This window comes from Pseudomonas sp. HLS-6 TE3448 (assembly GCF_053629555.1).
Genome location: NZ_JBRJIO010000001.1, coordinates 389103 through 402738, shown reverse-complemented (window position 1 = coordinate 402738; position 13636 = coordinate 389103). Strand labels below are relative to the sequence as shown.

Genomic DNA, 13636 nt, shown 5'->3' with positions numbered 1-13636 from the left:
TTGGAAGGTCGTCTTCCGTCGAGGAACCCTTGATGCGTGCTTTTCTACTGCTGTTTCTGCTTTTTCCGGTGCTCGAGCTCTATGTGTTTTTCAAGGTCAGCACAGCCATTGGTTTTTTCCCGACGTTGCTGCTGATCATTGCCTCTTCTGCACTGGGTGTGCTGGTCATGCGGGTGGCTGGTCTGGCTACCGCGCTGCGCGCCCGTGAAAGCCTGCAGCGTGGCGAACTGCCTGCTGAGGAGATGTTCCAGGGGTTGTTGCTGGCCGTCGGTGGCGGTCTGCTCCTGGTGCCTGGTTTCATTACTGACGTGCTGGGCCTGATCTGCCTGCTGCCGTTCACCCGACGCCTGATCGGTCGACGTTTGCGTGAGCGTGCCGAGGCGCAGGCCATGCGTCAGCGGGCGTTTTCAGATGACCCGTTTGCAGGCCGTCCTGGTGCTCAGGGCGGTACGCCGCGGCAGCCGAATGTGATTGAAGGCGAGTACGAGCATCGCGACTCTTGAACCCTGGCGATAACCTGACGGCCCCATACGGGGCCGTTTTTCATTCGCCCGCTCGACAAAAAAATTTTCATGTACAGCCTTGTAATCGCCTTGAGCGACCTCATGTATGGGTCACCGAAAGGTTTCTGGTTACAAACACCAGACAAGACATGCGTGGTTCGCTTGGCGAGCCACCAACGGTCGGGCCAACTTGGGCCACGCCGATAGCCTCAACCAGCCGGTTTAAACCGGCCGATGAAAACCACAATTAGGAGAGATCGACAATGAAGCTTCGTCCTCTGCATGACCGCGTCGTCATCCGTCGCAGCGAAGAAGAATCGAAAACCGCTGGCGGTATCGTTCTGCCAGGTTCGGCTGCTGAAAAACCTAACCGTGGCGAAATTGTCGCTGTAGGTACCGGCCGCATCCTGGATAACGGTGAAGTACGTGCGCTGGCCGTGAAAGTGGGTGACAAGGTTGTTTTCGGCCCTTACTCCGGTAGCAACACTGTGAAAGTCGACGGCGAAGACCTGCTGGTGATGAGCGAGAACGAAATTCTCGCGGTCATCGAAGGTTAATCAACCGCTGGTTTCCCGTTACTTCAAAGTATTCAAGGATTAAACGATCATGGCTGCTAAAGACGTAAAATTCGGCGATTCCGCCCGTAAGAAAATGCTGGTTGGCGTCAACGTTCTGGCTGACGCGGTAAAAGCGACCCTGGGCCCGAAAGGCCGTAACGTAGTTCTGGCCAAGAGCTTCGGCGCACCGACCATCACCAAGGACGGCGTTTCTGTCGCCAAAGAAATCGAGCTGAAAGACGCGTTCGAGAACATGGGCGCTCAGCTGCTCAAGGACGTCGCTTCCAAGGCTAACGATGATGCCGGTGATGGCACCACCACCGCTACCGTTCTGGCTCAAGCCATCGTCAACGAAGGCCTGAAAGCCGTCGCTGCCGGCATGAACCCGATGGACCTGAAGCGCGGTATCGACAAGGCGACCATCGCCATCGTCAAAGAGCTGAAAGGTCTGTCCAAGCCATGCGCCGACTCCAAGGCCATCGCTCAGGTTGGTACTATCTCGGCCAACTCCGACAACTCCATCGGTGACATCATTGCCGAAGCCATGGAAAAAGTCGGTAAAGAAGGCGTCATCACTGTCGAAGAAGGCTCGGGCCTGGAAAACGAACTGTCGGTTGTTGAAGGCATGCAGTTCGACCGTGGCTACCTGTCCCCTTACTTCGTCAACAAGCCAGACACCATGGTTGCCGAGCTGGAAGGCCCGCTGCTGCTGCTGGTTGACAAAAAGATCTCCAACATCCGCGAACTGCTGCCAGTTCTGGAAGCCGTTGCCAAGTCCGGCCGTCCGCTGCTGATCGTAGCTGAAGACGTTGAAGGCGAAGCGCTGGCGACCCTGGTCGTCAACAACATGCGCGGTATCGTCAAGGTTGCTGCAGTCAAGGCACCTGGTTTCGGCGACCGTCGCAAGGCCATGCTGCAGGACATCGCTGTCCTGACCGGCGGTACCGTGATCTCCGAAGAAATCGGCCTGAGCCTGGAGTCCGCTACCCTGGAGCACCTGGGTAACGCCAAGCGTGTCACCCTGTCGAAAGAAAACACCACCATCATCGACGGTGCAGGTTCCGAAGCCGACATCGAAGCACGCGTCAAGCAGATCCGTGCCCAGATCGAAGAGACTTCCTCGGACTACGATCGTGAAAAACTGCAAGAGCGTCTGGCCAAACTGGCTGGCGGTGTTGCCGTGATCAAGGTCGGTGCTGGCACCGAAGTTGAAATGAAAGAGAAGAAAGCCCGCGTTGAAGACGCCCTGCACGCTACCCGTGCAGCCGTTGAAGAAGGCGTGGTGCCTGGCGGTGGTGTAGCACTGGTCCGCGCTCTGCAAGCCATTTCCGAACTGAAAGGCGACAACGCCGATCAGGACGTGGGTATTGCTCTGCTGCGTCGCGCTGTTGAAGCGCCGCTGCGCCAGATCACTGCTAACGCCGGCGACGAGCCAAGCGTTGTGGTTGACAAGGTCAAGCAAGGTTCGGGCAACTTCGGTTACAACGCTGCTACCGGTGAGTACGGCGACATGATCGAGATGGGCATCCTGGACCCAGCCAAGGTTACCCGTTCGGCTCTGCAAGCTGCAGCGTCCATCGGTGGTCTGATGATCACTACCGAAGCGATGGTTGCTGACGCTCCAGAAGACAAGCCTGCCGGTGGCATGCCTGATATGGGCGGCATGGGTGGCATGGGCGGTATGGGCGGCATGATGTAAGCCAGCCTTACCCGCTTCAAAATAAAACCCCTGGCCGAAAGGCCAGGGGTTTTTTGTTTTACGGGGACATCGCTGCCACAGGGCCTACCTGCGAAGGTAGCGGTAGGTCAGTGTGTTGGCTGCATCTGGATCACGCTGCTTGAACACATCCCCTGTAGGGCAATTCGGTTATCGGGTTTGGACTGTTGCTGGTGCAGGCACTTCAGCGGTGGCCGGTCTGCGGTACAGCACGGCGTAGTAGCAGCCCAGGCTGATCAACCAGCAGAATACGGCAGTCCAGACGTTGTGCGAGAAGAAGTGCGCGCCTTGCAGCATCCGTCCGACCGAAAACACGGTACCCAGCCCAAAGGCAAACCACAGTGCTGCCCGTGCCATGCGTGGGCGTCGATCACGGAGCACGAAAAACAGTGCGAACAGGGTAAAACCAGTGGCCGCATGGCCGCCTGGCCAGCAGCGTCCGGGTTTGTCCGTTGCTGGGCGTGGGCTGAGCAGTTCGCTGTAGGTCTCTTTGCCGCCGAATTCCTGCAGGCTCCAAGGACACTGCACAGCGGTTACTGCCTTGAGCGGGGTTACAAAGCTGGTAGACAAGGCCATTGCCATTACCAGGCAACCCAGTTCGCGGCGCCAGGGGTTGAGTTTTTTCAGCAGCAGGCTGGCGATAAACCCGACAATCGCTGCCAATCCCAAGACGATTACAACTTGTTTGGCCCGATCATGCAGGATGTCTTCAAGAAAGAAGCTGTGTCGTCCGATGAACTGGCCTGCCACAGGGTCATAGGCCCACTTGGCAATGTTCATGTCCAGGCTGGTCAGTTCCAGAAGGAGCAGGGCGGTGGCGACTAAAAGGGGAAGGCCGAGGTACAGCCAGGTGTTAATGGGGCGCGATGGTGGGCGGATGCGGGCTTCAGGCATGACAGGTCCTGGCAAACAAAATGGACAGTCCCGGTCGGCAAGCCCGAGCCGGGTATAGGCTTGACGTAACGACCGGCGATTTTCTGTGGAGGGGGGTGCGTAGTCTGTGAATACTCGGTGAAAAAAACGTTAACCAGTGATAAATCTGTTCTGATCTGGTAGTACGTGAGCGATGGCCTTAAGCTGCGCCTGCCAAGCAGGCAAATGCAGTGAACGGGGGATACCCATGCGAATTCTATTGGTTGAAGACAACCGCGATATTCTGGCCAATCTGGCAGATTACCTTGGCCTCAAGGGCTACACGGTCGATTGTGCCCAAGACGGCCTTTCGGGTTTGCACCTGGCGGCGACCGAACACTATGACCTGATTGTGCTCGACATCATGTTACCCGGTATTGACGGCTACACGCTATGCAAGCGCTTGCGCGAGGATGCCCGGCGCGACACGCCGGTGATCATGCTCACCGCCCGTGACCAACTTGACGACCGTCTTCAGGGTTTTCGCTCGGGCGCCGACGATTACCTGCTCAAGCCATTTGCCCTGTCGGAGTTGGCCGCACGTATTGAGGCGGTGCTGCGTCGTGCTCAGGGTGGCGGACGCCGCAGCCTGCAAGTCGGTGATTTGAGTTATGACCTGGACACGCTTGAGGTCACGCGCCAAGGGCGCTTGCTCAAGTTGAACCCGGTCGGCCTGAAATTGCTTGCCGTACTCATGCAAAAAAGCCCCCATGTGCTGCGTCGCGAAGTGCTTGAAGAGGCGCTCTGGGGGGATGACTGTCCTGACAGTGATAGCCTGCGTAGCCACGTTCATCAACTACGCCAGGTGATCGACAAGCCGTTCGACAAGCCATTGCTGCACACAGTACATGGTGTGGGGTACCGCATGGCCGAGGGCCGCGATGGAGTTTAAGCAAAGCCTGGCGCAGCGGATCATCATCGCCTTTGCCTTGATGAGCGCCTTGGTCGCGGGAGCGTTCGCTTTCGGTATTGTGGCGACGGTACATCTGGTCGAAGAGCGTTTGATCTCTGCCGTATTGGGTGGCGATCTGCAGCGGTTGCTGTTGATGGACAGCGTGAGTGACTGGAGCCACAGGCCACGGCCAGATCAACTGTTCTACTTCAGCGGCGGGCGCGATGACTTTGCCTTGCCCAAGGATCTCAGGCACCTGGACCCGGGGTTTCATGAGGTCTTTCGCGATCAACTGTCGTATCACGCGATGGTCGAGATCGTAGATGGCCGTCGCTATGTCCTGTTGCAGGATCAAAGTGATTTCGAAGAGCGCGAGCGTGTGCTTTTTGCCGTAGTGGTGGTCGGCTTTGTGTTGAGCCTGGCGCTGGCGGTGTTCCTGGGCTGGGTGTTGGCGCGCAAGGTAATGGCGCCGGTGATCCGTTTGGCTCGTCAGGTTCGTCACCGCGATCAATTGTTGGGCCTCGCACCGCCTCTGGCTCCGGATTATGCCGCCGATGAGGTCGGGCAACTGGCGGTGGCATTCGATGCCACCTTGGGCCGATTACGCGATGCATTGACCCGTGAGCGGCTGTTCACCAGTGATGTGAGTCATGAGTTGCGTACACCCTTGATGGTGCTGGCCACGTCCTGCGAATTGCTGCTGGAGAACACGAAGCTCGATGACCGCGCAAGGGCACAGGTCGAGCGTATCGCCAGGGCCAGCGAGGAAATGCGTGAGTTGGTCAAAACCTTCCTGATGTTGGCCCGGGCTCAGCGTGATGAGGGGGCCGTTGCCTCGCAGGCGACCCTGAAGGAAGTCGCTGATGACCTGCTGGGGGTGTGGCGCGACACCATTGAACAGAAAGGCCTGCAGTTGTACTACAGCGCAGGCGCTGCGGGATCGGTTCTCTACAATGCAACCTTTCTGCAGGCGGTGATGGGCAATCTGCTGCGTAATGCGGCGCATTACACTGAACGCGGTTTCATTCGCTTAACCTTGGAACCCTCCGGGTTCATGGTTGAAGACAGTGGCGTGGGCATTCCTGAAGAGCAGCGTGAAGCCATGTTCCAGCCGTTTGTACGCGGTGGAGAAAAGCGTGGTGAGGGGCTGGGGTTGGGGTTGTCATTGGTACAGCGGATCTGTGATGACCAGTGCTGGATTGTCAGCCTCACGGCCATGACACCCAATGGCTGTCGCTTCCATGTCGATCTGAGCCACGGCCGAAGTCAATTGACTGATCGGGATGAGATCATCGGCTAACCCCGTCCTGAAACAGGATGAAGTTGGTGTGAACGTGTTTAACGTTTTTTTCACATCCGCATGACCTGACGCCAACGCCCACCTGAATAAGGTGGGCGCCAATGGAGTCAGGAGAGGCAGAATGCGTAGTCCCATCAAGCTCGAGTTTTCCGAGAAGCACGATCAGCAACAGGCTCAGGATTGCTTTCTCAAGCATCAAGATGGGTTGGCGCGCCGTCTGTCCCACCAGCGTGATGAACAGTTGGCGCGTCGTGCGCTGGCGCTGTCGGGGGAGCCGGGTCTTGTGCTTGATCTGCCGTGTGGTGCCGGGCATTTTTGGCCGTTGCTGGCGGAAAAAAACAATCGTGTGATCATCGGCGCCGACAACTCGGAGGCGATGCTTGAAACCGCTCGCACGTCGCAACCGGCCGGTGTCGTCGAGCGTGTGCGCACCCTGCAGACCTCTGCATTCAACATCGACTTGCCCGACAATGCCGTCGACAGCATTTTCTGTATGCGACTCTTTCAGCAGGTTGGTGAAGCGGCGCACCGCAAGGTCATTCTCTCCGAGTTTCAACGTGTCTCCCGTGACAGCGTGATCCTCTCGCTCTGGGTCGATGGCAACTTCAAAGCCTGGCGACGTAAAAAGCTGGAAGCACGTCGCTTGGCGAAAACAGGTTCAGAAGAGGCTCGCCAGAATCGCTTTGTGCTGCCTGCTGCCACGGTGGAGCAGGAGTTCGTCGAAGCAGGATTCCGCATTCAGGAACGGTTGGATTTTTTGCCGTTCTACGCCATGTGGCGCGTTTACGTGCTGCGTAAAGGGTAAGAGGCGCCTGCCTGTCACCGCCACGGCAGCCGTTTGGCCGCCTACAACGATCACATAGTTGCGTCACCATTCGTCGTGGCGCAACGCAGACTGGCAAAAGCTGCTCTATTTTTACCTCAGGGTGTTTGGCAGCGCTGTCAAAGGTTTAGAGTAATGAAACTAGAAATTGCTCGAGGTCTGTTCTTCCTGGGTGGTCTGGCAATCGCCACCGCTGCGGCAGCCGCGTGGGATGAACCAGGCCCTGGTATCCTCAGCGACACGGCCCACTGCCCTACGCCACATGTTGTCAAGGATCGGGTCGTGGCCACGCCCGATCACGACTTGCTACTGTTGTTGTTCGGCTTGAGGCAAGGGCTTCGCCCCCAAAGCTGATGGTGTTTTGGGTGACCTGAAAAGCCTCGTCAACGACGGGGCTTTTGATTATGGGCTATTCAGGTTGGTTGTGAGTTCCCGACCCCTGGCGGAGCGTCCGCCTTGGCCAGCAGGGTGTAGACGCAGGGCAGGACAAAGAGCGTGAACAGGGTTCCCACCGACATGCCGGTGGCAATCACGGTGCCGATGTCGAAGCGACTGACCGCCCCGGCGCCGCTGGCCAGAATCAAGGGCACCATGCCAAAGACCATCGCGGCAGTGGTCATCAGTACCGGGCGCAGGCGAATCGCGGCGGCCTCTTCGATGGCTTCTCGTACCGACAAGCCATTTTGCCGACGTAACTGATTGGCGAATTCGACGATCAGGATGCCGTGTTTGCTGATCAGGCCGATCAAGGTGACCAGCCCGACCTGGGTATAGATGTTCATGCTCGACAGGCCAAGGAACAGCGGAATCAGTGCGCCGCAGATTGATAGCGGGACTGTCACCAGAATGACCAGAGGGTCGCGGAAACTCTCGAACTGCGCTGCCAGTACCAAGAAGATGATGGCCAACGCCAGGCCAAAGGTGACCCACAGTGCCGAGCCCTCCTGGATGAATTGCCGTGCAACGCCACTGTAGTCAAAGGCATAGCCGGCGGGGGCTTCTTCGCGGGCGATGTTGCGCACGGTTTCGATGGCTTCCCCCATACTGACCAGCGGTACGCCCTGGATAATGGCCGAGTTCAGCTGTTGGAACTGATTCAGTTGGCGCGGTCGTGCGCGGTCGCTGACGGTGATCAGCGTCGACAGCGGCAGCATTTGCCCTTGTTCATTCTTGACGTAGTAGTTGTTCAGCCAGCCAGGGTTGTCACGGTAGGCGCGCTCGACCTGGGCTATGACCTTGTAGCTGCGTCCTTCAAGGGTGAACCGGTTGATCTCCGCCTCACCCAGCAAGGTCGCGAGTGTGCTGCCTAGCGTGCCCATGGTCACCCCCATTTGTGCAGCCTTTGCCCGGTCAATATCGACGACGACTTCGGGCTTGTCGAAGGCCAGATCGATGTCGAGAAAGGCAAATTTGCCGGTGGCCTGGGCGCGTGTTTTTACCTGCTCCGCCACTTGCAGCAGCGATGCGTAATCGTTCGGGGTGTTGATGACAAACTCGAAGGGCAAACCTTGGGTCGTACCGGGCAGTGAAGGCAGGTTGAAGCCGAAGACCTGCAGGCCACTGATCTGGTTGAGCTTTGCCTGAACCTCTGGCAACAGTGCCATTTGGGTTCGCTCCCGCTCATTCCAGGGCTTTAGCAGGAAACCTCCGATGCCTGACTGCACCCCGTTGAAGCCATTGATCTGGAAGGATGAGTAGTACTCCGGGAATGCCTTGAAAATGTTTATGAATTCGTCGGTGTAGGCATTCAGGTAGTTCAGGTTGGCTGGCTGTGGTGCGGTGGCCAGCATGAACACGATGCCTTGGTCTTCGTCCGGTGCCAGCTCTTTCTTGGTGAACATCAGCAGCACCGGAATCAGGCACAGGACGATCACGGCAAACACCAACACTACGGGGCGCGTGTTGAGTGTGCCGTGGAGGATTTTCTGGTAACGCTGCTTGAGGCGTTCAAATAGCTGGTCGAGGCGATAGGCCAGGCCGTGGGTGTTGGCTTCATGGCGCAGGAGCATTGAGCACATCATGGGCGACAGGGTCAGGGCGACGATCCCGGAGATGATCACGGCGCCAGCGAGGGTCAAGGCGAACTCCTTGAACAGTGCGCCGGTAAGGCCTTGTAAAAAGCCAATCGGCGCGTACACCGCTGCCAGCGTGATGGTCATCGAGACCACGGGTATCGCAATTTCTCGCGCCCCTGCCAACGAGGCCTCCAAGGGCGTCTCGCCAGCTTCGATGTGCCGGTGGATGTTTTCCACGACGACAATGGCATCATCCACCACCAGACCAATCGCCAGCACCATGGCCAGCAGGGTCAGCAGGTTGATTGAGTAGCCCATCAGTTGCATGAAAAACAGTACGCCGATCATCGACAATGGAATGGTGATGACCGGAATCAGCACCGAACGCAGCGCCCCGAGGAACAGAAAGACCACGACGATCACGATCAGTACGGCCTCCGCCAGGGTTTTGATCACTTCGTTGATCGAGGCCTGGATGAACAGTGTGGCGTCGTAAGCGATGGAGGCTTTCAGGTTGGGCGGTAACTGGCTGTTCAGTTCCGGCATCAGTTTGCGCACTTCCTTGATGACATCCAGCGGGTTGGCCGCTGGCGTCGCCTTGATGCCGATGTAGACTGACGGGGTACCATCGAAAGAGCTGACCGTATCGTAGTTCTCCGCGCCCATTTGCACCCGGGCCACATCGCGCAGCAGCACCCGGCTATCGCCCATGGTTTTCAGCGGGATGGCGGCGAAGGCTTCGGCCGACTTGAGCTCAGTGCTGGCGTTGATACTGGTGACCACGTATTCGCCTTTGACTTCGCCCGCCGCAGAAAGGAAGTTGTAGCGCCGTACCGCGTCAGTCACATCGCTTGCGCTCAGGCCATAGCCGGCGAGTTTGACCGGGTCGATCCAGATGCGCATCGCGAACAACTGGTTGCCGAGGATCTCTGCTTCAGCCATGCCCGGCAATGTTGCCAGCTTGGGTTGGATCACCCGTGACAGGTAATCGGTGATCTGCGGGTTGCTCAGTTCGCTGCTGTAGAAGCTGATGTACATCAGCGCCGAGGCGCCAGCGGCCTCTTTGCTCAGGACCGGGTCTTCGGCATCTTGAGGCAGTTTGTTCTTTACCTCATTGGCCTTGGCCAGCAGTTCGGTAAACATCCGGTCACTGTCCGAGCCGATTCGGGCGTAGATCGAGATCACCGAGAAATTCTGCCGGCTCACCGAAGTCATGTAGTCAACGCCCTCTGCGCTTGCCAGGCTCTGCTGCATGGGCTGGGTGATGTAGCCTTGAATGGTTTCCGCGTTGGCGCCGGGGTAGGCGGTGGTCACCGTGATCAGGGCGTTTTCCATCTGCGGATACTGACGGATCGGCAACGAGCTCCAGGCCTGGAAGCCGAGCAGGACGATCAGCAGGCTGACCACACTGGCCAGAACAGGGCGGCGAATGAACGGATCGGTTAAGGCCATGAAGGTTCCTTGATCAATCGACGCGTGGCGAGGTGTCCGGCTCGCCCGTCAGGGTCTTGTCCGGGCTGACGGTGATCAGGGCGCCTTGGCTGAGTTTCAGCTGACCGGCCGTTACAACCTGTTCACCTGCCTTAACGCCTTTGGCGATGACCACCAGGCCTTCACGGCGCTCGCCGGCTTCAATGAAACGGCGCTCTGCCACCCACACCGGTTGGCCGTCAGGAGTCTTTTGTGGCTGGCCGTCCTCGGCGGTCTTGGGCACTGCGACGTACACCGAGGTGCCATACAGGGTGTAGGTGACCGCAGTCTCAGGGACGACCACTTCCGTGCGCGGGTTGGGCAGCAGTATTTGCAGGCTGGTGAACATGCCGGGTAACAGCTTGCCATCGGGGTTCGCCAGGGTGGCGCGGACCTGTACATTACGGGTGCTGTCTTCAACCTTGGGGTTGATAGCGCTGATGGCGCCAGGGAACGTCTGGTTGGGGTAGGCTGCAACGCTGACCAGTACTTGCTGGCCGATGCCCAGTTTGGGAAACGCCTGTTCGGCCACGTAAAAGTCCGCGTACAGGCTGCTCAGGTCCTGAAGGGTGGCGATCACTGTGCCACTGGGCAGGTAGTCGCCGATATCGACCTGGCGGATACCAATGGTACCGCTGAACGGCGCAAGGATCGTCTTTTTCGCCAAGGAACCTTTGAGTTGGGCGACCACGGCTTTGCTGCGCAGCAGTTGTGCTGCGAGGCGATCGAACTCGCCTTTGGAGATTGCCTGACTGTCGATCAGTTGGCTGCCGCGTCCATACTCGACCTGCGCCAGCCCGAGGTCCGCCATCGCGGTACCCAGCAAGGCGCTTTCCACGTCGCTGTCGAGCTGCAAGAGGGGCTGGCCTACTCTGATCCGCTGGCCTGACTCGAACAGCAGGGTCTTGACCGTACCGGCGGTCTCCAGGCTCAGATTGACCCCCTGAAACGCCTTGAGGCTGCCAACTGCGGGCAGCCGACTCTGCCAGAGCTGTTCGCGCGCGGCAGTCGCCGCCACGCTCACGGGAGGTCTTGGCGCGCTGAATTGCTGAATTTGCTGATAGATACTGAAGGCTTTGTAGCCTCCCAGAATCAGCACAATCAGCAACACGACACCCAACATGATCAGCATGCGGCGGCGCAGCATATTCCATTTCCTTGGAGGCTAGACAGGCAGGCACAGCACTGACGAACACCTGCTCACTGTTGTGCAGTGTTGTCGAATATTACGCCTTTGCCTAATGCAGGGAAGTCCATTTCCCCTGTTTCCCCTGGATGTGGCTCAAGCCAGGTGCAGATGGTTGTCCCAAAGCCCGGGCGGCAACTGCAACGGTTGGCCGACCGGTTCTGCCTTGCGGCAATCATAGAGCCGGCAGCGGCCTTGGCCAGAGGTGACGACGAAACCGTCTGCGACTGCGCCAACACCCGCGCAGTCGGGCATCGGGGCATCCAGGCGCGTCGCACCCGTGTCCAGATCCCAGATGAACAGGCGGTTGGCCCGAGGGGCGGTCAGTGCAACCAGTCGCAACTCACTGTGTACCGCGACACTGGCGGTGTAGTTCGCCATCGACTGCAACTGTGCCTGCGCCACGGGGAATGGCTGGAAGGGTTGCCCTGGGCGTTTGATCGCCAGCAGTTCAGCAGTCTCGTGAGCGTCGCCCATGAACTGCTGACAGGCGACCAGCGTGCCGTCGCTGGCAACGGCCAGGTGACGAACGCTGTTCATTTGCTGGCTCAGGGTTTCCTTGCTCAGCAAGGTGCCGTCGCGGTGCATCAACACCAGGCTGGGTTCCATGGCATCGAGGTTCATCTCGACGCGGCTTTCGGCTTCGGTGCGAATACCGCCGTTGGCGACCACCAGGGTTTCACCATCGGGTAGCCAGGACACCTGATGCGGGCCAAGACCGTGGGTGGGCAGCTCGCCACTGTGCTGCAGCCGTTCGCCCTCGAATCGGTAGACCCCAAGTACACCACGCCCCGGATCAGTGGTGTCGTTCTCGGTGGCATACAGCCATTCACCGCCCTTGTGAATCACCGCGTGGCCATAGAAATGACGGTTCGGCTGTGAGGTGACGGTTTGCAGCAGGCGGCCGTCGCGCAAGTCGACCAGATAGCTCTCGGTACCGGGTCGACGCGCCACGAACAGGGCGATGGGCAGTTCAGGGTGATTGATGATGTCGTGGCAACGCTGTCCGACCTGGGTCGCGAATACCTGGCTACCGTCCAGGCGGTAGCCGACGGCGTAGTGGTTGCCGTCGCTATCGTCGCGGGCCGAGAGCAGCAGGGGCTGCTGACGCTTGTTCTGGAACAGGGTCCATCCGCCTAGCGTGAGGGCAGCAAGCACCGCGCTACCGACTTTCAGAGCCTGACGTCGCAACATGATCAGTCACCGTCGTTGGCGTTGAAGCCCAATTGAATGCCCAGCGCCTTGGCCAGATCAGTCTCGTGTAGGCGGTGGACGGCGTTCAGGCTGTCATAGATCGCGTTCAACTGCTCACGACCGGCTTCATCTTCCAGCAGCTCGCCAAGGGGCTTCGGCGTGTCGGCCAACAGCTTCAGCGATGCCGCATAGGCAGCGTCGATCTTGTCGGCAAGGGCCTTCTGGTCGCTGCCGAGCAGGCTGCGCAGCCCTTGATTGTCGACCCCGGCCCAGACTGTCTGTGCCGCACTGAGGCTGGCATGCAGGCTCTTCAGAGACGACTGGCTACGCCAGGCTTCTGCCTGCAGTGGCTGCGGGATGCCCTTGCTCATGCGACCCATCGGCGTGCCGAGTTTTTTCTTCAGGGTGTCCAGCGCAGTGACCTGGGCGCGGAGCACGTCGGCAATCGCTTCGTGAGAGTCGGCATAGCGCTGGTTCGGGAACTTGGTCATCTGTGCGAGCACGCCGTCGTTCTTGTTCCAGCCCTTCAGGATTTCTTCGGCCAGGGCTTTCTGACGCTCGCCGATGGCAACCAGCAGCGGGCAGTAGCGGGCTTTCTGCTCGGCATTGGCGGTGTCCGGCTTGCTGTCAAACAGGATGTACTCGTAAGCCGAGAGCCCCTGGACCACGACGCTGGAGTTGGCGAGGGTGCTGGCATCGATCGGCTTGTCACTGTTGATCAGTTGTTCTACCTGGCGTCCTACCAGGTTTTTCTTGTCTGGCCAGAACTGCACCTGCCAGGCGCGGTTGCCCTCGGCCAGCGGCCCGATCAGCAGTGGTTGCAACTCTGCCCAGGCCTTTTGGGCGTGAAGGAAGTCAGCCCGTGCGGTTTCCAGGCTGTTCTTGCCTTCGCAGAAGGCCAGCGCGCTGACGGCCAGCTGACGGTCGGCTTCGACCCAGCGGCTGTAGGTGGGCAGGATCACTTGCTTGGCAATCGCGGCGGAAGTGACCGCTTGCGGATCCTGCGGCGAGCAGGCGCCCAGCGCTAGGGCGGCGAGGCTGGTAAATAACAGTTTGGGACGGAACAT

The 13636-nt window shown here is 59.0% G+C and carries 12 protein-coding genes and 1 pseudogene; 8 read left to right on the top strand and 5 right to left on the bottom strand.

Annotation, left to right across the window (positions count from 1 at the left end):
- The first annotated feature begins 32 nt into the window (after positions 1–32).
- The 3 genes from AB7M23_RS01890 to groL all read left to right on the top strand — a co-directional run bounded on the left by AB7M23_RS01890 (position 33) and on the right by groL (position 2759).
- Positions 33–503 (top strand): FxsA family protein, encoded by a 471-nt coding sequence (locus AB7M23_RS01890; RefSeq protein ID WP_454240116.1) that lies wholly within the window; start codon positions 33–35, stop codon positions 501–503.
- 263 nt (positions 504–766) lie between these two features.
- The gene (locus tag AB7M23_RS01885; protein ID WP_065758936.1) at positions 767–1060 is read left to right on the top strand and encodes a co-chaperone GroES; all 294 of its coding nucleotides are present in this window, start codon (positions 767–769) and stop codon (positions 1058–1060) included.
- A gap of 49 nt (positions 1061–1109) precedes the next feature.
- Positions 1110–2759 carry a chaperonin GroEL gene (gene groL / locus AB7M23_RS01880; RefSeq protein WP_065758937.1) on the top strand — a complete coding sequence of 550 codons (1650 nt, stop codon included), beginning with the start codon at positions 1110–1112 and terminating at the stop codon, positions 2757–2759.
- Between the two features lie 168 nt (positions 2760–2927).
- On the opposite strand, the gene AB7M23_RS01875 is transcribed toward groL, so the two are convergent.
- Entirely contained in the window at positions 2928–3671 is a 744-nt protein-coding gene (locus tag AB7M23_RS01875) for a phosphatase PAP2 family protein (RefSeq protein ID WP_454240115.1), read from the bottom strand.
- Between the two features lie 226 nt (positions 3672–3897).
- Between AB7M23_RS01875 and colR the strand changes: the two genes are divergently transcribed.
- From colR to AB7M23_RS01850, 5 genes and pseudogenes are all read left to right on the top strand, one after another.
- Entirely contained in the window at positions 3898–4581 is a 684-nt protein-coding gene (gene colR / locus AB7M23_RS01870; RefSeq protein ID WP_065758939.1) for a two-component system response regulator ColR, read from the top strand.
- Positions 4571–5881, top strand: a complete 1311-nt coding sequence (locus AB7M23_RS01865; protein WP_065758940.1) for a sensor histidine kinase — start codon at positions 4571–4573, stop codon at positions 5879–5881. Before colR ends, AB7M23_RS01865 begins: the two co-directional genes overlap by 11 nt.
- A 121-nt stretch (positions 5882–6002) precedes the next feature.
- Positions 6003–6686 (top strand): class I SAM-dependent methyltransferase, encoded by a 684-nt coding sequence (locus AB7M23_RS01860; protein ID WP_454240114.1) that lies wholly within the window; start codon positions 6003–6005, stop codon positions 6684–6686.
- Positions 6687–6744: 58 nt separating this feature from the next.
- A pseudogene (locus AB7M23_RS01855) lies at positions 6745–6840 on the top strand (lipopolysaccharide kinase InaA family protein); the annotation flags it as partial.
- Complete coding sequence (locus AB7M23_RS01850; RefSeq protein WP_065758942.1) at positions 6840–7058, top strand: hypothetical protein; 219 nt, start codon at positions 6840–6842, stop codon at positions 7056–7058. The pseudogene AB7M23_RS01855 and the gene AB7M23_RS01850, both read left to right, overlap by 1 nt.
- A 59-nt stretch (positions 7059–7117) precedes the next feature.
- On the opposite strand, the gene AB7M23_RS01845 is transcribed toward AB7M23_RS01850, so the two are convergent.
- From AB7M23_RS01845 to AB7M23_RS01830, 4 genes are all read right to left on the bottom strand, one after another.
- Positions 7118–10171: a multidrug efflux RND transporter permease subunit gene (locus AB7M23_RS01845; protein WP_454240113.1), complete on the bottom strand. Its 3054-nt coding sequence runs from the start codon at positions 10169–10171 to the stop codon at positions 7118–7120.
- A 13-nt stretch (positions 10172–10184) separates the two neighbouring features.
- Positions 10185–11336 (bottom strand): efflux RND transporter periplasmic adaptor subunit, encoded by a 1152-nt coding sequence (locus tag AB7M23_RS01840; protein WP_454240112.1) that lies wholly within the window; start codon positions 11334–11336, stop codon positions 10185–10187.
- A gap of 135 nt (positions 11337–11471) precedes the next feature.
- A complete protein-coding gene (locus AB7M23_RS01835) occupies positions 11472–12569 on the bottom strand; it encodes a DUF1513 domain-containing protein (protein WP_454240111.1) in 1098 nt (365 codons plus the stop codon).
- Positions 12570–12571: 2 nt separating this feature from the next.
- A complete protein-coding gene (locus AB7M23_RS01830; RefSeq protein WP_065758946.1) occupies positions 12572–13636 on the bottom strand; it encodes an imelysin family protein in 1065 nt (354 codons plus the stop codon).

Bases quoted from the DNA above. Each gene is read 5' to 3' on its own strand.
- AB7M23_RS01890 (WP_454240116.1), top strand. From the start codon at position 33: ATGCGTGCTTTTCTACTGCTGTTTCTGCTTTTTCCGGTGCTCGAGCTC.
- AB7M23_RS01885 (WP_065758936.1), top strand. From the start codon at position 767: ATGAAGCTTCGTCCTCTGCATGACCGCGTCGTCATCCGTCGCAGCGAA.
- groL (WP_065758937.1), top strand. From the start codon at position 1,110: ATGGCTGCTAAAGACGTAAAATTCGGCGATTCCGCCCGTAAGAAAATG.
- AB7M23_RS01875 (WP_454240115.1), bottom strand. From the start codon at position 3,671: ATGCCTGAAGCCCGCATCCGCCCACCATCGCGCCCCATTAACACCTGG.
- colR (WP_065758939.1), top strand. From the start codon at position 3,898: ATGCGAATTCTATTGGTTGAAGACAACCGCGATATTCTGGCCAATCTG.
- AB7M23_RS01865 (WP_065758940.1), top strand. From the start codon at position 4,571: ATGGAGTTTAAGCAAAGCCTGGCGCAGCGGATCATCATCGCCTTTGCC.
- AB7M23_RS01860 (WP_454240114.1), top strand. From the start codon at position 6,003: ATGCGTAGTCCCATCAAGCTCGAGTTTTCCGAGAAGCACGATCAGCAA.
- AB7M23_RS01850 (WP_065758942.1), top strand. From the start codon at position 6,840: ATGAAACTAGAAATTGCTCGAGGTCTGTTCTTCCTGGGTGGTCTGGCA.
- AB7M23_RS01845 (WP_454240113.1), bottom strand. From the start codon at position 10,171: ATGGCCTTAACCGATCCGTTCATTCGCCGCCCTGTTCTGGCCAGTGTG.
- AB7M23_RS01840 (WP_454240112.1), bottom strand. From the start codon at position 11,336: ATGCTGCGCCGCCGCATGCTGATCATGTTGGGTGTCGTGTTGCTGATT.
- AB7M23_RS01835 (WP_454240111.1), bottom strand. From the start codon at position 12,569: ATGTTGCGACGTCAGGCTCTGAAAGTCGGTAGCGCGGTGCTTGCTGCC.
- AB7M23_RS01830 (WP_065758946.1), bottom strand. From the start codon at position 13,636: ATGTTCCGTCCCAAACTGTTATTTACCAGCCTCGCCGCCCTAGCGCTG.